Origin of the sequence: Rhizobium sp. R339 (genome assembly GCF_002211395.1) — a bacterium.
Lineage (GTDB): Bacteria > Pseudomonadota > Alphaproteobacteria > Rhizobiales > Rhizobiaceae > Rhizobium.
Genome location: NZ_LOKV01000011.1, coordinates 58,880 through 81,386 on the forward strand (window position 1 = coordinate 58,880; position 22,507 = coordinate 81,386).

Annotated in this window: 21 protein-coding genes; 12 read left to right on the top strand and 9 right to left on the bottom strand. The window is 60.0% G+C overall.

Annotated elements, in window-relative coordinates; genetic code table 11:
* Positions 1-50: 50 nt before the first annotated feature.
* Genes dnaQ through ATY76_RS14210 form a run of 5 tightly spaced genes read right to left on the bottom strand, consistent with a single transcriptional unit; the run spans position 51 to position 3,684 of the window.
* The gene (dnaQ, locus tag ATY76_RS14190; protein ID WP_088675389.1) at positions 51-776 is read right to left on the bottom strand and encodes a DNA polymerase III subunit epsilon; all 726 of its coding nucleotides are present in this window, start codon (positions 774-776) and stop codon (positions 51-53) included.
* Positions 769-1,380: a dephospho-CoA kinase gene (coaE, locus tag ATY76_RS14195; protein ID WP_088675390.1), complete on the bottom strand. Its 612-nt coding sequence runs from the start codon at positions 1,378-1,380 to the stop codon at positions 769-771. The genes dnaQ and coaE overlap by 8 nt, the downstream gene beginning before the upstream one ends.
* The gene (locus ATY76_RS14200) at positions 1,380-2,237 is read right to left on the bottom strand and encodes a shikimate dehydrogenase (protein WP_088675391.1); all 858 of its coding nucleotides are present in this window, start codon (positions 2,235-2,237) and stop codon (positions 1,380-1,382) included. Before ATY76_RS14200 ends, coaE begins: the two co-directional genes overlap by 1 nt.
* Positions 2,230-2,829: a Maf-like protein gene (locus ATY76_RS14205; protein WP_088675392.1), complete on the bottom strand. Its 600-nt coding sequence runs from the start codon at positions 2,827-2,829 to the stop codon at positions 2,230-2,232. The genes ATY76_RS14200 and ATY76_RS14205 overlap by 8 nt, the downstream gene beginning before the upstream one ends.
* Positions 2,830-2,862: 33 nt before the next feature.
* Positions 2,863-3,684, bottom strand: a complete 822-nt coding sequence (locus ATY76_RS14210; RefSeq protein WP_088675393.1) for a pyruvate, water dikinase regulatory protein — start codon at positions 3,682-3,684, stop codon at positions 2,863-2,865.
* Between the two features lie 400 nt (positions 3,685-4,084).
* Between ATY76_RS14210 and hemE the strand changes: the two genes are divergently transcribed.
* The 8 genes from hemE (at position 4,085) to ATY76_RS14255 (ending at position 12,855) form a co-directional block, all read left to right on the top strand.
* A complete protein-coding gene (gene hemE, locus ATY76_RS14220) occupies positions 4,085-5,116 on the top strand; it encodes a uroporphyrinogen decarboxylase (RefSeq protein WP_088675395.1) in 1,032 nt (343 codons plus the stop codon).
* Between the two features lie 2 nt (positions 5,117-5,118).
* Positions 5,119-5,655 carry a protoporphyrinogen oxidase HemJ gene (gene hemJ / locus ATY76_RS14225; RefSeq protein WP_088675396.1) on the top strand — a complete coding sequence of 179 codons (537 nt, stop codon included), beginning with the start codon at positions 5,119-5,121 and terminating at the stop codon, positions 5,653-5,655.
* Between the two features lie 199 nt (positions 5,656-5,854).
* The gene (gene rho / locus ATY76_RS14230) at positions 5,855-7,120 is read left to right on the top strand and encodes a transcription termination factor Rho (RefSeq protein WP_003571435.1); all 1,266 of its coding nucleotides are present in this window, start codon (positions 5,855-5,857) and stop codon (positions 7,118-7,120) included.
* Between the two features lie 103 nt (positions 7,121-7,223).
* Positions 7,224-8,543, top strand: coding sequence for a tRNA uridine-5-carboxymethylaminomethyl(34) synthesis GTPase MnmE (gene mnmE / locus ATY76_RS14235; RefSeq protein ID WP_088675397.1), 1,320 nt, complete (start codon positions 7,224-7,226; stop codon positions 8,541-8,543).
* 72 nt (positions 8,544-8,615) lie between these two features.
* Positions 8,616-10,493, top strand: a complete 1,878-nt coding sequence (gene mnmG / locus ATY76_RS14240) for a tRNA uridine-5-carboxymethylaminomethyl(34) synthesis enzyme MnmG (RefSeq protein WP_088675398.1) — start codon at positions 8,616-8,618, stop codon at positions 10,491-10,493.
* 24 nt (positions 10,494-10,517) lie between these two features.
* Entirely contained in the window at positions 10,518-11,135 is a 618-nt protein-coding gene (gene rsmG / locus ATY76_RS14245; protein ID WP_088675399.1) for a 16S rRNA (guanine(527)-N(7))-methyltransferase RsmG, read from the top strand.
* Between the two features lie 19 nt (positions 11,136-11,154).
* Positions 11,155-11,949: a ParA family protein gene (locus ATY76_RS14250; RefSeq protein WP_088675400.1), complete on the top strand. Its 795-nt coding sequence runs from the start codon at positions 11,155-11,157 to the stop codon at positions 11,947-11,949.
* 24 nt (positions 11,950-11,973) lie between these two features.
* A complete protein-coding gene (locus ATY76_RS14255; protein ID WP_088675401.1) occupies positions 11,974-12,855 on the top strand; it encodes a ParB/RepB/Spo0J family partition protein in 882 nt (293 codons plus the stop codon).
* Here ATY76_RS14255 and holA read toward each other — a convergent pair whose 3' ends face one another.
* The 3 genes from holA to leuS are packed head-to-tail and all read right to left on the bottom strand — an operon-like array spanning position 12,856 to position 17,048.
* Positions 12,856-13,896: a DNA polymerase III subunit delta gene (holA, locus tag ATY76_RS14260; RefSeq protein ID WP_088675402.1), complete on the bottom strand. Its 1,041-nt coding sequence runs from the start codon at positions 13,894-13,896 to the stop codon at positions 12,856-12,858.
* A 10-nt stretch (positions 13,897-13,906) separates the two neighbouring features.
* Entirely contained in the window at positions 13,907-14,428 is a 522-nt protein-coding gene (lptE, locus tag ATY76_RS14265; protein ID WP_088675403.1) for an LPS assembly lipoprotein LptE, read from the bottom strand.
* A complete protein-coding gene (gene leuS / locus ATY76_RS14270) occupies positions 14,418-17,048 on the bottom strand; it encodes a leucine--tRNA ligase (protein ID WP_088675404.1) in 2,631 nt (876 codons plus the stop codon). Before leuS ends, lptE begins: the two co-directional genes overlap by 11 nt.
* Positions 17,049-17,249: 201 nt before the next feature.
* Between leuS and ATY76_RS14275 the strand changes: the two genes are divergently transcribed.
* The 3 genes from ATY76_RS14275 to ATY76_RS14285 all read left to right on the top strand — a co-directional run bounded on the left by ATY76_RS14275 (position 17,250) and on the right by ATY76_RS14285 (position 21,106).
* Positions 17,250-17,909 carry a YggS family pyridoxal phosphate-dependent enzyme gene (locus ATY76_RS14275; protein ID WP_088675405.1) on the top strand — a complete coding sequence of 220 codons (660 nt, stop codon included), beginning with the start codon at positions 17,250-17,252 and terminating at the stop codon, positions 17,907-17,909.
* Positions 17,910-18,105: 196 nt separating this feature from the next.
* The gene (locus ATY76_RS14280) at positions 18,106-20,016 is read left to right on the top strand and encodes a propionyl-CoA synthetase (RefSeq protein ID WP_088675406.1); all 1,911 of its coding nucleotides are present in this window, start codon (positions 18,106-18,108) and stop codon (positions 20,014-20,016) included.
* A 154-nt stretch (positions 20,017-20,170) separates the two neighbouring features.
* A complete protein-coding gene (locus ATY76_RS14285; RefSeq protein ID WP_088675407.1) occupies positions 20,171-21,106 on the top strand; it encodes a flagellin in 936 nt (311 codons plus the stop codon).
* 82 nt (positions 21,107-21,188) lie between these two features.
* Here ATY76_RS14285 and ATY76_RS14290 read toward each other — a convergent pair whose 3' ends face one another.
* Entirely contained in the window at positions 21,189-21,890 is a 702-nt protein-coding gene (locus tag ATY76_RS14290) for a DUF1013 domain-containing protein (RefSeq protein ID WP_088675408.1), read from the bottom strand.
* A 229-nt stretch (positions 21,891-22,119) separates the two neighbouring features.
* On the opposite strand from ATY76_RS14290, the gene ATY76_RS14295 reads away from it, so the two are divergent.
* The coding region (locus tag ATY76_RS14295; protein ID WP_141105017.1) for an acetyl-coenzyme A synthetase N-terminal domain-containing protein at positions 22,120-22,507 on the top strand (388 nt) is incomplete at its 3' end.

Sequence of the window (22,507 nt, forward strand, 5' to 3'; positions counted from 1 at the left end):
AGCTAAAGCGCGAGGAGCGAATCTGAAAGATCGCGACGCGCTTTGGGGAATTATGCGGGAGGGCTGCCGTATTTCGCCCAGATGCCTTTTTCGCCGAGTTTGGCGACCAGCGCCTCATGCGCTTGCGCCTCGGCCTGGCTGAGGCGGGGTGCAAGGGGACGGGGCCGCTCAAGCGCCGCCGATATCACCGCATCGTCTTCCATCGCCATGTCGCCGCGCGCCGCCTGGCCGGATTGACCCGACATGCCGAGGCCGAGGGCCGCCTGCCGGCCGCCGATCATCTCGATATAGACTTCGGCGAGCAGCTCGGAGTCGAGCAGCGCGCCGTGTTTGGTGCGGTGCGAATTGTCGATGCCGTAGCGCCGGCAGAGCGCGTCGAGCGAATTCGGTCCCATCGGGTGCTTGCGACGCGCCATGGACAGCGTATCGACTACCCGTTCCGGCAGGATCGGCGGCAGACCGAGCCGCGCCAATTCGGCGTTGATGAAACCCATGTCGAATGTGGCGTTGTGGGCTATCCACTTGGCATCGCCGAAAAAGGCAAGGATTTCTTCGGCCACTTCGCCGAAGGGCTGCTTGTCCTTCAGGAATTCGTCGGTGATGCCGTGGACGGCGAGCGCATCCGGATGAACCTTCTGATCACCGGGATTGATGAAGATATGGATCGTGTTGCCGGTCGGGAAATGATTGAAGAGCTCGATGCCGCCGATTTCGATAATGCGGTCCGTCCGGTTGTCGAGGCCGGTGGTTTCCGTATCGAAAATGATCTCACGCATTCCGGAAATCTCCTTTGGCAATTCGCATTTTCAGATCGGCGACGATCTCACGCACCCGTTCCCCCGTCTCCGCTATGCTGCCGCTGGTATCGACCAGATAATCGGCGCGGCGGCGTTTTTCCGCATCCGGCGTCTGGCGGGAGAGAATCATGTCGAATTTTTCCTCGGTCATGTCGTCCCGCGCAAGCACCCTCTGACGCTGAATCTGTGGATCGGTGCTGACGACGACGATGACATCCACCCTCTCCCAGGCGCTAGTTTCGAAAAGCAGGGGAATGTCGAGCAGGACCATCTCGGCGCCGACCGCCTGCTGGCGCGCCAGAAATTCGTTCTCGCGCTTGCGGACCAGAGGATGAACGATCGCTTCCAGCCGTTTGAAACCGGCCGGATCGAGAGCGAGCTGGCGGCCGAGCTCATGCCGGTCGACCGCGCCGTCCTTCATCGAACCGGGAAAGGCGGCGTCCACCAGGGGTGCAGCTTCACCGGCATAGAGATCATGGACCACGGAATCGGAATCGTTGAGCGGTATCCCGGCGTCGGCGAACAGCTTGCCGACCGTCGATTTTCCCATTCCGATAGAGCCGGTGAGGCCGATCTTCAGCATCAATGCGCTTCCATGTCCGCGATGATCAGCGCGCGCAATGCTGCGTCGACCATGGGGCGTTTGCCGAACCATTTCTCGAAGCCGGGCGCAGCCTGATGCAGCAGCATGCCGAGGCCATCGACGATGGAATATCCCTGTTCTTCCGCCTGTGCCAGGATCGGCGTCTTCAAGGGAATGTAGACGATATCGGTGACGACGGCATCGGCCGCAAGCACGGTGAAATCAAGCTGAGGTGCTGCTTCGCCGTCCATGCCGAGCGAGGTGGTGTTGATGAACAGACCGGCCCCTTTCATCACTTCGGCAAGCGCACCGGCCGGGTGGGCGTGGACTTTCGGACCAAAGCGATCAGCCAGCTCACGCGCGCGTTCGACGGTTCGGTTGACGACATGGATCTCCTTGAAACCGCGATCGCGGACCGCCTGGATGATTGCCCGGCTGGCCCCGCCGGCGCCGAAGACGATGGCCGTATCGTGCCGGTCCCAGCGCGGATGGCGTTCGTCGAGATTGGCGGTGAAGCCGCGGCCGTCGGTGTTCGTCGCATGCAGGACGCCATTTTCCAGCCAGAGCGTGTTCGAGGCGCCGAGCTCCTGCGACAGCTCATCCGGTCTGTCGGCGAGGCGGAAGGCCATTTCCTTATGAGGGATGGTGACATTGCCGCCGGTAAAGCCGGAGCTGCCGTCTTTCAGGGAGGCGATGAAATCCGCAAAGGCATCGGGCGTTATTTCATGGGTGCGGTAGCTGCCGGGCAGGCCGAGCGTTTTCAGCCAATATCCATGGATGAGCGGCGAGCGCGAGTGCTTGACCGGAAAGCCCGTGACAAACGCTTTCGGCCCCAATGTTTCACGTGAATCATCCATCGATCGCTCCGAGTTCCCGCAGTTTTTCGAGAAGCGGCAGCATCGGCAGACCAAGAATAGTGAAATAATCACCCTTGATCTTTTCGAAAAGCTGAATGCCCTCTCCTTCCAATTGATAGGCGCCGACGCTGGAAAGCGCGCGTTCGCCGACCCGCGCCAGGTGCCGGGTGATGAAATCCGCCGTCAACGGCCGCATCGTCAGATCGGCATGAGAAAGATGTTCCCACAAGACCACACCGCCGCCGATGATCGCCACGGCACTGTTCAAGCGATGGGTCGCTCCAGACAGTGTCTGGAGGTGTTTTGCGGCGTCGGCCATGTCTCTCGGTTTATGAAAAACGCGCTCACCGAGCGACATCGTCTGATCCGAACCGATGACCAGGCTATCGGGAAAACGGCGGCTGACCTCTTCGGCCTTGGCCTTGGCCAGGACGAGCGCCACGGCATCGGGTGCCGCGCCGGCTTTTTCCAACGGGGCTTCGACGGCCCTTTCATCGATCCTTGCGGCCTGCGCTTCGAAGGACAGGCCGGCATTTTCCATCAGCGCCCGTCGAAAGGGGCTCGACGATGCAAGGATGAGTTTTATTGTCATGCGGTCCTCGACGTGCCGGCGTTTCGTCAGCGCTTAGCGCAGCTTCGGGCGCAGGGCAACAATGGCCGCCGCCGTTTCCTCGATCGAACGGCGCGTCACATCGATCAGCGGCCAGCCGTGGCGAGCGCAGAGCGAGCGGGCATATTTCAATTCCTCGGAGATCGCGGCGCGATCGGTATAATGATCTCGGTCGAAACCCTGCGTCGTCCCGAGGATGCGATTTTCCCGCACCTGGGAAATACGGTCGGTGGTGGCGATGAGGCAGACGATCACCGGTTTCGTTGCGGCAAAGAGGCTCTCCGGCAAGGGTACGCCATAGACGATCGGAATGTTCGCCGTCTTAATGCCTCGGTTGGCGAGATAGATGCTGGTCGGCGTTTTCGAGGTGCGGCTGATCCCGATGATGACCACGTCGGCGTCATTATAGTCATCCGGCATCTGGCCATCGTCATGGTCCATGGTGAAATTCAGCGCTTCGATACGCGCGAAATATCCGGCATTCATGACGTGCTGCGCTCCGACCCGGCGGCGCGACGGGGCGCCGAGATAGACCTGAAACGCGTTCATGACAGGCTCCAGCACATTGACCGAGGCAACGCCCATTTCGGCGCAACGCTCATCGATGAGGCTCGCGAGCTCCCGGTCGACGATCGTATAGAGCACGATGCCCGGTGCTTCGTCGATCGCCTGCAGAACCGGCAGCAGCTGCTTGCGATTGCGGATCAGGGGATAGACGTGTTCGATCGGCTGGGCGGACCTGAACTGGGCTGATGCGGCGCGGCCGGCGGAGATGAGAGTCTCTCCCGTTGAGTCAGAAATCAGATGCAGATGAAAGAAGTTCGTTCTGTTCTCCACGCTATTTTCCGCTGCCTGTTGAAAAGACTGGATGATGAAGAGTTAAGGCGCCAGGGTGGCCCCGGGCTCGGGAAAACATGCCTGCTTATCCACATTACGAATTTTGCAAACCGGTTTCATCGGGCCCTGTGGAAGATGGGGAGCAGTTCAATTTCCTTAGAGCAGGTCCACAGCTTATCCACAAGCCAGCTGAAAATCGTTGATTCGGAAGCGACTGGAATTACTTTCGGATTCGGCGTCTCCCCGAAATTCGAGCACAGCAAGAGAATCCTTGCCACGTTCTCTGGCGATGCGCGACAAATGGCATCGGCAGTGGATAGATTTTAATCCTTGATAGACACCGACTCTAAGAAATAGAAACCTTTTAAAATATCTTTGATTTTTTATAGGGAAGAAGCGCTTGAGCGAAACGCGCCGAAAGATCATGAAGGTTCTCGATGGCGAAAGCCTCTCCCCTCCTCCTCTCTGGCTGATGCGGCAGGCGGGACGTTACCTACCGGAATATAGAGAGACGCGGGCAAAAGCCGGGAGCTTTCTCGATCTCTGCTACACGCCCGATTATGCCGTTGAAGTGACATTGCAGCCAATCCGCCGCTATGGCTTCGATGCGGCCATCCTGTTTTCCGACATTCTCGTCATTCCCGATGCGATGAAACGAAACGTCCGCTTCACCGAGGGGCATGGACCTGAAATGGATCCGATCGATGACGCCGGCATCGGCAGGCTGAACGGCGAAGAGGTTGTCGATTATCTCCATCCGGTTCTGGAGACGGTTCGGCGGCTGCGCAGCGAGCTGCCCGACGAGACGACCCTGCTTGGCTTCTGCGGCGCCCCCTGGACGGTTGCGACCTATATGATCGCCGGTCATGGAACGCCGGATCAGGCCCCTGCCCGTCTCTTCGCCTACAAGCATCCGCGCGCTTTCGAGCATCTGCTGATGCTGCTGGCGGATGTGTCGGCCGATTATCTCGTCGCGCAGATCGATGCCGGCGCCGATGCCGTGCAGATCTTCGATTCCTGGGCGGGCGTTCTCGGCGAAAAGGAATTCGAGGCTTTTGCGATCAGGCCTGTCGCCCGGATGATCGCTTCGATCAGTTCGCGGCGGCCGCATGCCCGCATTATCGCCTTCGCCAAAGGCGCAGGCTACCAGCTGAAGACCTATCGTCAGAAGACCGGCGCGGACGCAATCGGCCTCGATTGGTCGGTGCCATTGGCTTTTGCTTCCGAACTTCAGAAGGACGGACCGGTCCAGGGCAACCTCGATCCGATGCGCGTCGTCGCCGGCGGCAAGGCGCTGGAGGAAGGCATCGACGATATTCTGCAGCATCTCGGCAATGGGCCGCTGATCTTCAATCTCGGTCACGGCATCACGCCGCAGGCCGACCCCGAACATGTGCGCATGCTGGTCGACCGCGTGCGGGGTCTGACGTGACGATGGAGAAGCAGACGGATCGGAGGACGGGCGCCTATGCCCGGCGCCGCGCGCATTTTGCGTTGGCCTTCTTCGCCCTGCTAGCGGTCGGGCTCTTCGCCTGGAGCCCGGACAATCTCTATCTCTGGATCAAGGCGCTCCACATCATCGCGGTGATCTCGTGGATGGCCGGATTGTTTTATATGCCGCGGCTGTTCATCTACCACACCGATGCCGAGCCTAGTTCGGTGCAGTCGGAAACCTTCAAGGTAATGGAGCGCCGGTTGCTTCGGATCATCATGACGCCGGCAATGATGCTGACCTGGATTTTCGGTCTCTACCTGGCCTGGTCGGTCTATGGTTTCCAGGGCGGCTGGCTGCACGCGAAGATCGGTCTCGTCGTATTGCTGACCGGTGTTCATGTGTTTTTCAGCCGGGCTGTGAGGGCTTTCGAGCGGGATGAAAATCGCCGTTCCGCCCGCTATTGGCGGTTCATGAACGAGGCGCCGACACTGCTGATGATCCTGATCGTGATCCTCGTCGTGGTGAAGCCATTTTGAGGCAAATCATCCCTCAGGTTAAATTTGCTTCATTTTAAGCAGCCCCCTTGCGGCGGCGATAACGAGTCGCTATTTTCCGCGCATCTCATCTACGTGGCATGTGTGTAGAGTTCAGTCGTCTGCGAGCCCCTTTCGCAGTACCGAATACGACCCAACATCGCCTTTCCCCTTCAAAATTGAAAAGAGCATTGGTCACTTCATGGCTGAAATGAAGCTTCAGGAACTTAAGAGTAAATCCCCGACGGATCTTCTGGCTTTCGCCGAGTCGCTCGAGGTCGAGAATGCAAGCACGATGCGCAAGCAGGAACTGATGTTTGCGATTCTCAAGATGCTTGCCAGCCAGGATGTGGAAATCATCGGCGAAGGGGTCGTCGAAGTGCTGCAGGACGGTTTCGGCTTCCTGCGTTCCGCCAATGCCAATTACCTGCCGGGTCCCGACGACATTTATATTTCTCCGTCGCAGATCCGCCGGTTCTCGCTGAAGACAGGCGATACGGTCGAAGGGCCCATCCGCGGACCGAAGGAAGGCGAACGCTATTTTGCGCTGCTGAAGGTCAACACCATCAATTTCGACGATCCGGAAAAGATCCGTCACAAGGTCCATTTCGACAATCTGACGCCGCTCTATCCGAACGAGCGCTTCAAGATGGAACTGGATATTCCGACATCCAAGGACCTGTCGCCGCGCGTGATCGATCTGGTAGCGCCGCTTGGCAAGGGCCAGCGCGGCCTGATCGTCGCGCCGCCGCGCACCGGTAAGACCGTGCTGCTGCAGAACATCGCGCATTCGATCACGGCAAACCATCCGGAATGCTATCTCATCGTTCTCCTGATCGACGAACGCCCTGAGGAAGTGACCGACATGCAGCGTTCCGTTCGCGGCGAGGTCATCTCTTCGACCTTCGACGAGCCGGCGGTGCGTCACGTCCAGGTCGCCGAAATGGTCATCGAAAAGGCGAAGCGTCTGGTCGAGCATGGACGCGACGTCGTCATCCTGCTCGATTCGATCACCCGCCTCGGGCGCGCTTACAACACCGTCGTTCCTTCTTCCGGCAAGGTTCTGACCGGCGGCGTCGACGCCAACGCGCTTCAGCGCCCGAAGCGCTTCTTCGGCGCAGCGCGCAATATCGAGGAAGGCGGTTCGCTGACGATCATCGCGACGGCGCTGATCGATACAGGCAGCCGCATGGACGAAGTCATTTTCGAAGAGTTCAAGGGCACCGGTAACTCCGAAATCGTGCTCGACCGCAAGGTCGCCGACAAGCGCATCTTCCCGGCAATGGACATCCTCAAGTCCGGCACGCGTAAGGAAGACCTGCTGGTTCCGCGACAGGATTTGCAGAAGATCTTCGTGCTGCGCCGAATCCTCGCGCCGATGGGCACGACCGACGCGATCGAATTCCTCATCGATAAGCTCAAGCAGACGAAGAACAATTCCGACTTCTTCGATTCGATGAATACGTAATCTTTAGCCGGATTCATCTACGAGAGCTGGTGGGCATTGCCGTGATGCCGCCAGCTTTTCTATTTAGAGAAACCGACTCGGATTCGAACCGATAGACAGACGCATGGCCATACCGCATGACACCATATATGCCGTCTCGAGCGGGGCGCCGCCTTCGGGTGTCTCGGTGGTTCGCATCAGCGGGCCGGCGACCAGGGACGTGCTTGTGAGCCTCATCGGCTCGGTTCCCGCCGATCGGGCGGCAGCCTATCGAACGATTCGGACTCGTAACAATGAGCCGATCGATCGCGGACTGGCGCTGTTTTTTCCCGCGCCCAACTCGTTTACGGGCGAGGACGTTGCGGAATTGCAGATCCACGGCAGTAAAGCGGTCCTGGCTGCGTTGTTTCAGACGCTCGGTGGATTTCCCAACGTGCGGATGGCCGTCGAAGGAGAGTTCTCGCGACGCGCCTTCGAAAACGGCAAGCTGGATCTTGTCGAAGTTGAGGGATTGGCCGATCTGATCGGCGCTGAAACGGAAATGCAGCGCCGCCTCGCCGTCGAACATAGTGCCGGCGGCCTTTCGGCGATTTACGATTCGTGGGCGGAACGATTAACCCGCGCGCGCGCCCTGATCGAAGCGGAACTGGATTTTCCCGACGAAGACGACGTGCCGGGCTCGGTCTCGGATATGGTCTGGTCCGATATGGAGAAGCTTCGCACCGATATCGCTCAGCATCTGGACGCTGCTTCGGCCGGGGAAATCATCAGGGACGGCTTCAAGGTGGTGATTGCCGGCGCGCCGAATGCCGGCAAGTCGAGCCTGTTGAACGCCCTAGCGCGCCGTGACGTCGCGATCGTCACCGACATCGCCGGAACGACGCGCGATGTGCTGCATCTCGATCTCGATATCGATGGCTATCTGGTGAAACTCTACGATACGGCCGGCCTCCGGGAGACGGAGGACCGGGTGGAGATGGAAGGCGTGCGGCGGGCGCGTGTTGCCCTTCTTGACGCCGATCTCGTGCTGCTGCTGGTCGACATGACCAGTCCCGAGATACCTGGCGACTTGGAGCCGACTTTTCCGCATGTTACTGTCGGCACGAAGAAGGACCTTATCGATATCGCCCCTAGTCGGTACGACCTGCAGATCTCCACGACGACAGGCGATGGTTTGCCGGAGCTGCGGCAGCTGATCGGTAGGGTCGTCGCAGATCGTTTCGGTGGCCTGTCCATGGCGATTCCCAGCCGGCAAAGGCATAAGGATTCGCTGGCGAAATGTTTGTCGGCTCTCGACGAGGCGATTTCGCAGGTCGATGTGGATCTGGAACTGCGCACCGAGCAGCTTCGAGTTGCCGCCGACTATCTGGGTAGGATTACCGGTCGAGTGGATGTCGAGCAGCTGCTTGGGGTGATCTTCTCGGAGTTTTGTATCGGCAAATGATTCACGTGAAACCTTTCAGCCTGGACGGCTGACCGGTCTCAGATGAAGCTACCGCCGGATTGGAGTCTTGGAATGACCGTAGATGTCTATGATGTGATCGTGATCGGCGGCGGCCATGCGGGGTCGGAAGCGGCGAGCGCGGCTGCGCGGCTGGGCGCGAAGACCGCGCTCGTAACGCATAGGCGCGACACGATCGGCGTCATGTCGTGCAATCCGGCCATTGGCGGACTTGGAAAGGGTCATCTCGTGCGCGAGATCGACGCGATGGATGGCCTGATGGGCCGGATCGCCGATGCGGCCGGCATTCAGTTCAGAATGCTGAACAAAAAGAAGGGCGCGGCCGTTCGCGGACCGCGGACGCAGGCGGATCGAAAGCTCTACCGGCTGGCGATGCTGGCCGCCATCGAAGCGACGCCGGGTCTCGACATTATCGAAGGGGATGTGTTCGATCTGGATGTCGTTGATGGCGGCGTGACGGGCGTCATCATGAAGGATGGCCGAACCTTTAAAACGCCTGCGGTGGTTTTGACGACGGGCACCTTTCTTCGCGGCCTTATCCATATCGGTTCGGAAAAGACCCCGGCCGGTCGGGTCGGCGAAGCGCCTTCGATCGGACTGTCCGCCACGCTGGCGCGGCTCGGCTTGGGGTTGGGGCGCTTGAAGACAGGAACGCCGGCGCGGCTGGACGGAAAGACGATCGATTGGCAGTCCGTGGGCCGGCAGGGGGCCGACGAGGAGCTCGTCCCCTTCTCGTTCATGACCGATCGGATTACGACGCCTCAGATTGACTGCGGGGTGACGAGGACCACCGAAGCGACACACAGGATTATCGTCGACAACATCATGCGGTCGGCAATGTATTCCGGCCAGATCGAGGGTGTTGGCCCGCGCTATTGCCCCTCGATCGAAGACAAGCTGGTGAAATTCGGCGAGCGGGATGGACATCAGGTCTTTCTCGAGCCGGAGGGTCTGGATGACGACACCGTTTATCCGAACGGGATTTCGACCTCCCTGCCGGCAGAGGTTCAGGCAGATTTCATCAAGACCATTCCTGGTCTCGAAGCGGTGAAAATCCTGCAACCGGGTTATGCCATCGAATATGACCATGTCGATCCGCGGGAGCTGACGCCGTCGCTGGAGGTCAAGCGGCTGAAAGGATTGTTCCTTGCCGGCCAGATCAACGGCACCACCGGTTATGAGGAGGCGGCCGCTCAGGGCCTGGCGGCCGGTTTGAATGCTGCATTGCACAGCAGCGATTCGGATCCGTTCCAATTCAGCCGAACGAACTCCTATATCGGTGTGATGATCGATGACCTCACCTCGCGCGGCGTTACGGAACCGTATCGAATGTTTACGTCGCGCGCCGAATATAGGCTGACATTGCGCGCGGATAATGCCGATATACGATTGACGTCCCTGGCGATGCAGCTTGGCTGTGCGAGCGGGGAGCGTGGGGAGCGATTCACTGCCTACCAGGCGGAAATCGAGGGCGGCCGAGCTTTGCTCAAATCGCTGGCCGTGACGCCGAACGAAGCGCGGCGGGCGGGCTTGAACATCAACCTCGATGGACAGCGCCGCACTGCCTATGATCTCTTGTCCTATCCGAACTACGATTTCGCCGAACTTCAGCGCGTATGGCCCGAGACCCTCGGGGCAATCGCACCCAAGGTCGCAGAGGCGCTGGAAATCGAAGCGGGTTATTCGGTTTACCTGGATCGGCAAGCCACGGCGATTGCCGATCAACAACGAGATGAGCAGCGGCAGATACCGCAGGATTTCGACTACAGCGGTCTTTCTGGACTTTCAAACGAACTGAAGGCCAAGCTGAATGCGGCCCGTCCCGTGAATATTGCTCAGGCGTCTGTTGTTGAAGGAATGACGCCGGCGGCCATCGCGCTGCTGTTGGTGCATCTCCGTCGACTCAATTCCCCGGCGCGGCAAAGCGCCTGACACAAAAGTTGAGAGTCCCTCAGAATGGAATTAAACGGTTTGCGTGTTTCACGTGAAACACAGGAGCGGCTTCGACACTTCGCCACGCTGTTCCAGAAGTGGGCAAAAACCATCAATCTGGTGGCTCCGTCGACCCTGGACGATCTGTGGAACCGGCATATCGCCGACAGCAGCCAGATCTTTCAGATCCATCCGAAGCCGATCACCTGGGTTGATCTGGGAAGCGGCGGCGGTTTCCCCGGCGTCATTACCGCGATCTTTCTGGCGGAACTGCAGGACGGATGGGTCCATCTGGTGGAAAGCAACCACAAGAAGGCAGCCTTTCTGCGGACGGCGCTGCGGGAAACGGAGGCGCGGGGAAGCGTTCACGCCATTCGAATCGAAGATGCCCCTGCGGAAATCGGCGAATGCGGAGCGATCTCCGCGCGGGCGCTGGCCGATCTCGACGGGCTTATTGGCTATTCCGCGCCCTGGATGCTTTCGCAAGAAAATTGTCGCGGCTTTTTTCACAAAGGCCGGGATTACCTGAGGGAAATCGAGAAAGCGCGTGGTCGCTGGGAATTCGATCTGCTAGAACATAAGAGCGCCGTTGAGCAGGAATCTGTTATTTTGGAAGTATCGAATCTCCGGCGCTTGGTTTAACAAATCGGATATTGCGGCAATGGCTGGCGAACGACATCGGATAATCACCATCGCAAATCAGAAGGGTGGTGTCGGCAAGACGACCACTGCAATCAACCTGGCAACTGCGCTTGCCGCCATTGGCGAACGTGTCTTGATCGTCGATCTCGACCCGCAGGGCAATGCCAGCACCGGCCTCGGCATCGATCGCCGCAACCGCAAACTTTCCTCCTATGACCTGATGATCGGCGGTCACGGCATCAGCGAAGTAACGCTGGAAACGGCAGTGCCTAACCTGTTCATCGTTCCCTCGACGATGGATCTGCTCGGCGTCGAAATGGAGATCGCGCAGGAAAGCGATCGAGTCTTCAAATTGCGGAAGGCGCTGTCCTCGCCGGAAGCAATGGCTTTCTCCTATATTCTTCTGGACTGCCCGCCGTCGTTCAATCTGCTGACCATGAATGCTATGGCGGCCGCGCACTCGGTGCTGGTGCCGTTGCAATGCGAGTTTTTCGCCCTGGAAGGATTGAGCCAGTTGCTTGAGACCGTCAGCCAGGTTCGCCGAACCGTCAATCCGCGACTGGATATCCAGGGTATCGTGCTGACGATGTTCGATGCGCGCAACAACCTCGCCCAACAGGTCGTCAATGACGTGCGGACGCATCTCGGCGAGAAGGTTTATCATACGCTCATCCCGCGCAACGTGCGGGTTTCGGAGGCGCCGTCCTACGGCAAGCCTGCCATTCTCTATGATCTGAAATGTGCGGGCAGCCAGGCCTATCTGCAGCTGGCCTCCGAGGTTATCCAGCGCGAGCGCCAGAGACTGGCTGCCTGATACTATTGCATGAGGGTCTAAGTCATGAATGACGATGTATCGAAAAGACGTTTGGGCCGCGGCCTTGCGGCGCTGATCGGCGAAATGGATCAGCCTGTTCCTGTCGAAGCTGACCGGACTGTCAGTGCCGATAGGATGATCCCGATCGAGTTCGTCAGCCGCAATCCGCGCAATCCTCGCCGTTTTTTCGACGATACCGAGCTGCACGATCTCGCCAGTTCGATTCGCCAGCATGGCATCGTGCAGCCCATCGTCGTACGGACGGTGGGTCGGGATCAGTATGAAATCATCGCCGGTGAACGGCGCTGGCGCGCTGCCCAGCTTGCTGGGTTGATCGAGATTCCGGTCATTATCCGTGATGTCGACGACAAGACCGCGCTGGAAATCGCGATCGTCGAAAACGTCCAACGAGCGGATCTCAATCCGCTCGAAGAGGCTTTGGGCTACGAGCAGCTCATCGCCGAATATGGCTATACCCAGAATGATCTCGGCGAGATTATCGGCAAGAGCCGCAGTCACGTCGCCAATTCATTACGGCTTTTGAAACTGCCGGATCCGGTGCGTGATCTGCTTGCCGCCGGGAGCCTGTCGGCCGGGCATGCGCGTGCGCTTGTTTCGACGCCGGATCCCGCGAGCCTTGCCCGAACCATCGTCGCCAAGGGCATGTCGGTGCGCGATGCGGAAAAACTGGCGCAGAATAACATCAAGGCGCAGTCGGAGCCGCAGCAGCCGGCCTTGCGGCGGGATCAGAAGGATTCCGACACGTTGGCCCTGGAAAGAACATTGTCTGATGCGCTTGGTCTTGAGGTTTCGATCAATCACAAGACCAGCGGTGGCCAGATCAAGATTTCCTACAAATCGCTGGAGCAGCTTGAAGAGATCTGCCGTCTGCTCGAGCGGCGCTAATCAAGCTGGCTTACGGCCCGATTGCAGGGTGGTGGAGAGAAGCGTCTGCATCGCGACGCTGTCTTCCAGCACTTGGCGCCGCCGGCTCTGCAGGATAGCGGCCTGCAAGCGGTTCGATTCACGGGCAATGCTTTCCGCACTCCAGTGACGCAGCGCCTGCTCGATGATCGGCTTGCGGCGGAAATGCAGATGCCGGCCCATCGTCTGCATGATTTGCGGCGCTTGAATTCGTTTCTCTTCCATTTCGGCGCGTATTATATCGAGAAGCTGGAATTGCTTCAGGCATGCCTGGAGCACGAGGAAAATCGCCGTCTTCGAGCTGCTGATCTTCTGCATCGCGTGCAAAAAGGCGTTCAGATCGCCGCTGAGGATTGCGTCGACCGCGTCGTCAACCGAGATGGCGCTGGCGTCACCGATTATTTCGGTAACGTGATGTTCTTCGATGGTATCCAGGCCACGGCAGTAGAGCGCCAACTTACGCACTTCGTTGCGGGAAGCGATGCGATCGCCGCCGATCAACGCAACCAGCGCCTGGCGCGCGGCTGGCGTAATGCCGAGCTTTTCCGCGCCGAGTTCTGCATCGATCAATCCGTTGAGAGCGCGGCTGTCGTCGGCATAGGAGGGGATCGTCATGATCGCTCGGGCGGCTTCCGCCGCCTTGCGAAGCAGTGATCCCTTCTTGAGATCGCCGGCTTCGACGATCAGATGGGCGGCTTCGAGCGGCTTTTCGGCCAGTAGCGCCAATGAATCGACCAGGTATTTTTCGTTGGCGGCGCCGCGAATCCAGATCAGTTTCTCGCCGCCGAACAGGCCGATGGACTGGGCTTCGTCAACCAGCCTGCCGGGATCCTTCTGCAGGTCGCCGATATCAAGCTTCGTCAGCGAGAAAGGGTCGTCGAGGGCGACACCGGTCTTGCCGGCGAGCTGGCTCGCGCGTTCGGATACGAGACCTCGGTCCGGCCCGTAAATGACGAAGATCCGGTAGTTCCGCGCCGATTTCTGCAGAAAGTTTTCGAATTCGTGGGACTTTATCTCAGCCACATCTCCGCCCTCAACGGCTGAGGGCGGCGGCGATATCGGCTCCTACGAATTCTGCCGCCTGATCCGCCGCGCGGTTTTCGGCGTCACGAATCGCCCGTTGCTTGGCGAATTCCTGCTCGGAGAAGTCCACCAGCGCGGTCGCCTGGCGGCTGCCGGCCTTGATGACATGATTATCGGAGGTCGCACGCAGCGTGTAGGTGACGTTGACGGTCACGCGGCCGGCTCGCGACGTGTCGGAGGATTCGACGAGCAGCGTATCGGCAACGGCCGAGGTGGCGTGCACCTCGACCTCATATTGCGGGTTGACCGCTTCGCCGGCGCCACGTGACGCCAGGAAGATCAGGCGGTTGCGCACCTGCTGCTCGACCCGACTGCCCGCCTCGGAAAAGCCGACCGAAGACAGCTTTTCGACCACGCCGGATTGCTCGGAATAAAGCGGCCGGACCTGGCAGGCCGAAAGAAAAGCCGAGGCGGCAAGGATCATGGCGATCCCGGCATTGCGGGCCAGCTTGCAAGCGATATCAGACGACAATGTTCACAATCCTTTGGGGAACCACGATGATCTTCTTCGGTGCCTGCCCGTTCAGCGCGTTCTTCACCGCGTCCAGATCGAGCACGGCGTCGGTGACGGCATTCTGATCTGCGTCGCGAGAAATTGTCAATTCAGCGCGCTTCTTGCCGTTGATCTGCACGGGCAGAACGACGTCGTTTTCCATCACCAGCGTTTCGTCGTAACGCGGCCAGTCCGTACGGGCGAGAAGCCCATCATTGCCGAGCGCGGCCCAGCATTCTTCGGCCAGATGCGGCGTCATCGGCGCGACGAGCTGGATCAGAATTTCGGCGGCGTCACGCACGGCCGCGCGATAGGCGGCATCGCCCTCGCCTGCCGCAACCTTCGTCAGCGGCGCGGCGAGCGCATTGACGAGCTCATAGATGCGAGCGACGGCCTTGTTGAACCAGAGCTTGTCGTAGTCGTTCTGAACGGCCTTCAGCGTCTTGTGCGCCGCCTGCGAGATCGCCAGCGCCTCGCCTTCGGTGGCCGGCGCGGGTGTCACGGCCGACAAAACTTCCGCGGCTTCGGAAATCAGCCGCCAGAGGCGCTGGGTGAAGCGATGAGCGCCTTCGACGCCGGCTTCCGACCAGATGACGTCGCGCTCCGGGGGAGAGTCGGACAAAACGAAGAAACGGGCGGTGTCAGCGCCGTAAGAGGCGATGATATCGTCTGGATCGACAACGTTCTTCTTCGACTTCGACATTTTCTCGATCGAGCCGATGGCGATCTCCTCGCCTGAGGTCAGCAGGAAGGCGCGGCGTTTGCCGTCGAGCTCCTCGATGCGGATATCGGCGGGGGCCACCCACTCGCGGCCGGCGCCGGCGCCACGGCTGTAGGTCTCGTGGACGACCATGCCCTGGGTGAAGAGCCCTTTGAAAGGCTCGCTCGCCGCGACATGGCCGGTCTCGCGCATGGCGCGGGTGAAGAAACGGGAATAGAGCAGATGCAGGATCGCGTGCTCGATGCCGCCGATATACTGATCGACCGGCAGCCAACGATTAGCGGCCTCAGGATCTGTGGGCTTGCCTTCCCACGGCGCGGTAAAGCGGGTGAAATACCAGCTCGAATCGACGAAGGTATCCATCGTATCCGTCTCGCGGCGCGCGTCCTTGCCGCAATGCGGGCAGGCGACGTGGCGCCACGTCGGATGGCGGTCGAGCGGATTGCCGGGCTGGTCGAAGGTGACGTCTTCCGGCAGTTTCACCGGCAGGTCCTTCTTCGGCACCGGCACGACGCCGCAGGCATCGCAATGGATGACCGGGATCGGGCAGCCCCAATAGCGCTGACGCGAAATGCCCCAGTCGCGCAGGCGGAAATTGATCTTCCGTTCGCCCTGCGGCGCGTTGCCGAGGGAAGCGGCCGACAGCCGGTCGGCAACGATATTGAAGGCTTCTTCCGTCGTCTTGCCGTCGAGGAAGCGCGAATTGATCATCACGCCGTCGCCGTCATAGGCGGTATCGCCGACGGAAAAGCTCGCGGCGTCGCCATCGCTCGGCATGACGACGGGCACGACCGGCAGGCCGTATTTCCGGGCGAAATCGAGGTCGCGCTGATCGCCGGACGGGCAGCCGAAGATCGCGCCCGTGCCGTAATCCATCAGCACGAAATTGGCGATATAGACGGGCAGCTCCCAAGAGGGATCGAGCGGATGGCGGACGCGGATGCCGGTGTCGAGGCCCTTCTTTTCGGCGGTCTCGAGCGCAGCGAGCGAGGTGCCGGCGCGGCGGCATTCCTCGCAGAAAGCCTCGATTTCGGCGTTCTTGGCGGCGGCGTCCTTGGCCAGCGGGTGATCGGCGGCGATCGCCAGGAAGGAAGCGCCGAAGAGCGTGTCCGGACGGGTCGTATAGACGGTAATCTCCGTCTCGCCGGCCGGCGCCGTTTCCGGCACGATCTCCCAGCGGATCGTCAGGCCTTCCGAACGGCCGATCCAGTTCTTCTGCATCAGGCGGACTTTTTCCGGCCACTGGTCGAGCGTATCCAGCGCGTCCAGCAGGTCCTGGCTGAAATCGGTGATCTTGAAGAACCACTGCGTCAGTTCGCGCTGTTCGACCAGCGCGCCGGAACGCCAGCCGCGGCCGTCGATCACCTGTTCGTTGGCGAGCACGGTATTGTCGACCGGATCCCAGTTCACTTTCGACTGCTTGCGGTAGACCAGACCCTTCTCCAGGAAATCCCCGAAGAGATGCTGCTGGTGCTGGTAATATTCGACGTCGCAGGTGGCGAATTCGCGGCTCCAGTCCAGCGAAAGTCCCATGGCCTTCAGCTGCGCCTTCATCGAGGCGATGTTCTGGTAGGTCCAGGAGGCCGGATGGACGCCGCGTTCCATGGCGGCGTTTTCGGCCGGCATGCCGAAGGCGTCCCAGCCCATCGGATGCAGGACGTTATAGCCGCGGGCGCGCTTGTAGCGGGCGACGACATCGCCCATGGCGTAATTGCGGACGTGGCCCATGTGAATGCGCCCCGAGGGATAGGGGAACATTTCGAGTACGTAATATTTTTCGCGCGGATCTGAATTGTCGGTTTCGAAGACCTTGTCTTCGTTCCATTTCTGCTGCCAGCGGGGCTCGGCATCGCGCGGATTATAACGTTCGGTGGCCATTGTATTCGAAATTCCGGAAAATCAGGGGAGGTTGGTCGAGACCTTCACCATGAAACCACGGTAGCGTCAAGTTTTGCAGGCGCTGCAAGCGTCCGATCTTCATGAGGCGCAAGCGATTTCGCGAAAGCGGGTCTTGGCAAGCACAGAATGGCTGGCTAGTTCATTGCCATTCTTTTCACGCTGAAATGTCGAGGCAGAACGATGGAACTTCAAGAGCGCTTGGACGAGGTGCGGTCGCGGATCGCGGCCGGGGAACGCCAGGCAGGCCGTCCGGCTGGCTCCGTTCAGCTCGTGGCCGTGTCGAAGACATTCGAGGCGGAGGCGATCCGCCCGGCGATCGATGCCGGGCAGCGGGTCTTCGGCGAAAACCGGGTGCAGGAAAGCCAGGGCAAGTGGCCGGCGCTGAAGGCCGAGCATCCCGATATCGAACTGCATCTGATCGGGCCGCTGCAATCGAACAAGGCGGCGGATGCCGTGGCGCTCTTCGATGTCATCGAGACCGTCGACCGGGAAAAGATCGCCCGCGCGCTGGCGGACGAAATGAAGCGGCAAGGCAAGACGCGCCGGCTCTACATCCAGGTCAATACCGGCCTCGAGCCGCAGAAGGCGGGCATCGCTCCGGAGGAGACGCCGGCCTTCGTCACGCTCTGCCGCGATGAACTCGGCCTGTCCATCGAGGGGTTGATGTGCATTCCGCCGGCCGAGGAAAATCCGGGGCCGCATTTCGCGCTTCTGGCGAAGCTCGCCCTGAAATGCGGCGTTGAAAAACTTTCCATGGGCATGTCCGGCGATTACGAGACGGCGATCGCCTTCGGCGCCACCAGCGTGCGCGTCGGATCGGCGATTTTCGGCGCGCGCTGATACTCTGCTTTGGTCGGGCTTCCCGTTCCCCTCGCCGCTGCCTAGAACGGGATGATTTTAGGCCGAGTCGGCCTAAAATCTGAATCCCGTTCTAAATTAAAGAGTTAGAGCATGATGTCGTCCGAAAACCGCTCACACTTTTCGGCATCATGCTCTAGATTGATATCGAGGCTTTGCATGTCCTGGGGAGGAGCAGATGCAGAACGGCTATCATCAGGTCTATGCGGCCTGGAAACGCGATCCCGAAGCCTTCTGGCGGGAAGCCGCCGCCGATATCGACTGGTTCAAGCCGCCGGAGCGGATATTTTCGCCGGATGACGGCGTCTATGGCCGCTGGTTTTCAGGGGCCGAAACCAATACCTGCAATAATTGTCTGGACCGGCATGTGGCGGCCGGACGCGGCGGCGAGACGGCGATCCTCTTCGACAGCGCGATGACCGGCGAGAAACGCCGTTTCACCTATGACGAGGCGCTTGGCGAGGTGAAGGCGATCGCAGCCACGCTGCTCGAGCTCGGCATCGGCCAAGGCGACCGTGTGATCCTCTATATGCCGATGGTGCCGCAGGCGGTGTTTTCCATGCTCGCCTGCGCCCGCATCGGCGCTGTTCATTCGGTCGTTTTCGGCGGCTTCGCCGCCAGCGAGCTTGCGGCGCGCATCGACGACAGCGGAGCCAAGCTGGTGATCACCGCGAGCTGTGGGCTCGAGCCCGGCCGCATCGTTGCCTACAAGCCCCTGGTCGATCAGGCGATCGAGATCGCGCAAGCGAAGCCCGGGCACTGCCTGGTGCTGCAGCGACCCGAGCTTCGGGCAGATCTCGTCAGCGGCCGCGATCAGGATTTCGAGGCGGCGGTGGCGCGCCACCGCGGCGCCGAGATTGCCTGCGTTTCCGTCAAGGCGACCGACCCGCTCTACATTCTCTACACGTCAGGCACGACGGGACAGCCGAAGGGCGTCGTGCGCGACAATGGCGGCCATATGGTCGCACTCAGCTGGTCGATGCGGAATATCTACGGCTTGAGGCCCGGCGAAGTCTTCTGGACGGCTTCCGATATCGGCTGGGTCGTCGGGCACTCTTACATCGTCTATGCCCCACTGATCGCGGGCGTGACGACGCTGATCTTCGAGGGAAAGCCTGTGGGGACTCCGGATGCCGGCGCATTCTGGCGGATCGTTTCGGAATATCAGGTGCGCGTTCTCTTTACGGCGCCGACCGCATTCCGTGCCATCCGGCGGGAGGATGGCGCGGGCGAACTGCTGCGGAAATATTTCATGCCGGATTTCCGGGCGCTGTTTCTCGCTGGCGAAAGAGCGGACCCGGAGACGCTGAAATGGGCGGAGCGCATGCTCGGCGTGCCCGTGATCGATCACTGGTGGCAGACGGAGACCGGCTGGCCGATCGCCGCAAATCCGCTCGGTCTCGGTGCCCTCCCCGTCAAACACGGCTCACCGACGCTGCCGATGCCCGGCTATGACATCGCGGTGCTCGACGATGCCGGCTATCCGGTCGAGGCGGGAACGCTCGGCAATATCGTCATAAAGCTTCCCTTGCCGCCGGGCTGCCTGCCGACACTCTGGAAGGCCGACGACCGTTTCCGGTCGGCCTATCTCGACGAGTTTCCGGGTTCCTACAAGACGGCCGATGCCGGCTACGTCGACGAGGACGGCTATCTCTTCATCATGTCGCGCACCGACGACATCATCAATTGCGCCGGTCATCGGCTTTCGACCGGCGCGATGGAGGAGGTCTGCGCTCGCCATCCCGATGTCGCCGAATGCGCTGTGATCGGTGTGAACGACGTGCTGAAAGGCCAGGCGCCCTGCGGTTTCCTGGTGCTGAAACGGGATGTTTCCCGTGAAACCGCGGCAATCGAATCAGAAGTGGTGGCGCTGATTCGCGAATCAATCGGGCCTGTCGCGGCCTTCAAGACGGCCATTATCGTTAACCGATTGCCGAAGACGCGCTCCGGCAAAATCCTGCGCGGCACGATGCAGAAAATTGCCGACGGCATACCCTGGAAAATGCCTGCAACAATTGATGATCCAGCGATTTTGGAGGAGATCGCCGAGGCGCTGCGCAAACGCGGTTTCGGCTCTCTGCCAATGTGAAATTAAGCATTCCGAAAGTCTAATTGAGAAATTATTAACCATGTTGCGCAAGGATTTGTTAACGGCAATGGCTTGCACAGCAGGCTTTGCATGACGCGGTCGCCGTTACCGGCTCAGTCCGGAATGCCCTTTCTCAACGATTGTGGAACGGATCATGACAAGCATCCTCACGAACAACGCTGCCATGGCAGCGCTGCAGACTTTGCGTGGTGTAAACGATAGCCTCAAGGACACCCAGGGTCGCGTTTCCTCGGGGTATCGTGTGGAGAAGGCGGCCGATAATGCCGCCTACTGGTCGATCGCAACAACCATGCGTTCGGACAACAAGGCGCTTTCGGCCGTCTCCGATGCCCTCGGTCTCGGCGCGGCCAAGGTCGATACCGCCTATGCCGCCATGGACAGTGCGCTCGATGTCGTCAGCGAAATCAAGGCGAAGATCGTCGCCGCCACGGAAAAAGGCGTCGACAAGACCAAGATCCAGCAGGAGCTCGACCAGTTGCAGGAGCAGCTCCTGAGCATCGCTCAGTCGGCTTCCTTCTCCGGCGAAAACTGGGTCGCCGGTGCTTCCGGCACGAAGAGCGTCGTCTCCTCCTTCGTCCGCGACGGCAGCAATGCGGTTTCGGTGAAAATGACGGATTACGTGCTGAACTCGGGCACGCTCGGAAACGTGCTCTTCGGCATGACCTCCACCGGTGCGATCGAGACCACCAGCGGCATCATCGGAACCGCCTTCAACGGGACCTATGGCGGCACGGTCATCGTCATGCCGTCGATCTATGCGCTCGACATCACCAATTTCACCCAGGGCCAGCTCGATTCGGCTCTGACGGGCATCGAACTGGTGCTCGGCGCCATGACCGCGGCCGGCTCGGCTCTGGGTTCGATCTCGACCCGTATCCAGCTGCAGGAGAATTTCGTCAGCGGTCTTCACGATTCCATCGACTCGGGCATCGGCCGCCTGGTCGATGCCGATATGGAAGAGGAATCGAGCAAGCTCTCTGCATTGCAGACGCAGCAGCAGCTTGGCATCCAGTCGCTTTCGATCGCCAATAGCTCGGCACAGAACATCCTCACCCTGTTCCGCAGCTGATCCGGGACAGGCGATCCCCAATAAAAAACCCGCCGGGCGGTTCATTCCATCCGGCGGGGTTTTTGATGGGGCAGCTGATATCTCAGTACTGATCTTCGTCGTCTTCGTCCTTCGGGGCCGAGCGCAGCGAGCTCAGCTTGCGGAAGACGGCATCGGCGTCGATTTCCTTTTCCTCTTCGCGCTCATAGCTCGGGGTCAGGCGCTCGGTTTCCTGGGCCGATTGCAGCGTTGCGCCAAGCTCGGCGGCGGTCGGCAGCGGACGGCCCTTGGAAGCCTTTTCCACTTCCATGTCGAGATCAATCTGGCTGCAGAGGCCGAGCGTGACGGGATCCATCGGCGCCAGGTTTGCGGAATTCCAGTGGGTGCGCTCGCGGATCTGCTCGATGGTCGATTTCGTCGTGCCGACGAGGCGGGAAATCTGCGCGTCCTTCAGCTCGGGATGGTTACGAACGAGCCAGAGAATGGCGTTCGGGCGATCCTGGCGCTTGGAAACCGGCGTATAACGCGGGCCGCGGCGCTTGGATTCCGGCACCCGCACCTTCGGTTCGGAAAGCTTCAGCTTGTGGTTCGGATTGGCTTCGGCGCGGGCGATTTCGTCACGGGAAAGCTGTCCTGTCGAGATCGGATCGAGGCCCTTGATGCCCTGCGCCGCTTCGCCGTCGGCGATCGCCTTGACTTCCAGCGGATGCAGTTTGCAGAACTGCGCGATCTGATCGAAAGACAGCGCCGTGTTGTCGACAAGCCAGATGGCGGTCGCCTTCGGCATGAGCAATGTTTGAGCCATGGATATAGTCCTTCTATCGTCCGCGCCGGTCGCGGTCCGTGGATTGTCACCACAATGTCCGGGAAATATGCCGCTATATAACCGTACTGTCGCAGAATTGCAATTCTTCCGAAATCAAATGACCTTTGTCTAATTGCCGTGGCGATGCGACCTGCTATGAATTGCCGTGATTTGAAGTCCGGGCTCATAAATCGCTTGGCCCGTCGCATGTCCCATGAGGAGGAGTTCCATGTCGGAGAAGATCCATCCGGTGCCGAAGCCGGTAAAGGCGCGTGCCTTAATCGATAAGGAAAAGTACCTGAAATGGTACGAGGAGAGCGTCGAGGATCCGGACAAGTTCTGGGGCAAACACGGCAAGCGGATCGACTGGTTCAAGCCCTATACCAAAGTCAAGAACACGTCCTTTACCGGCAGGGTCTCGATCAAGTGGTTCGAGGACGGCCAGACCAACGTTTCCTACAATTGTATCGACCGCCATCTGAAGACGAATGGCGACCAGGTGGCGATCATCTGGGAAGGCGACAATCCCTACATCGACAAGAAGATCACCTATAACGAGCTCTACGAGCATGTCTGCCGGATGGCGAACGTGTTGAAGAAGCACGGCGTGAAGAAGG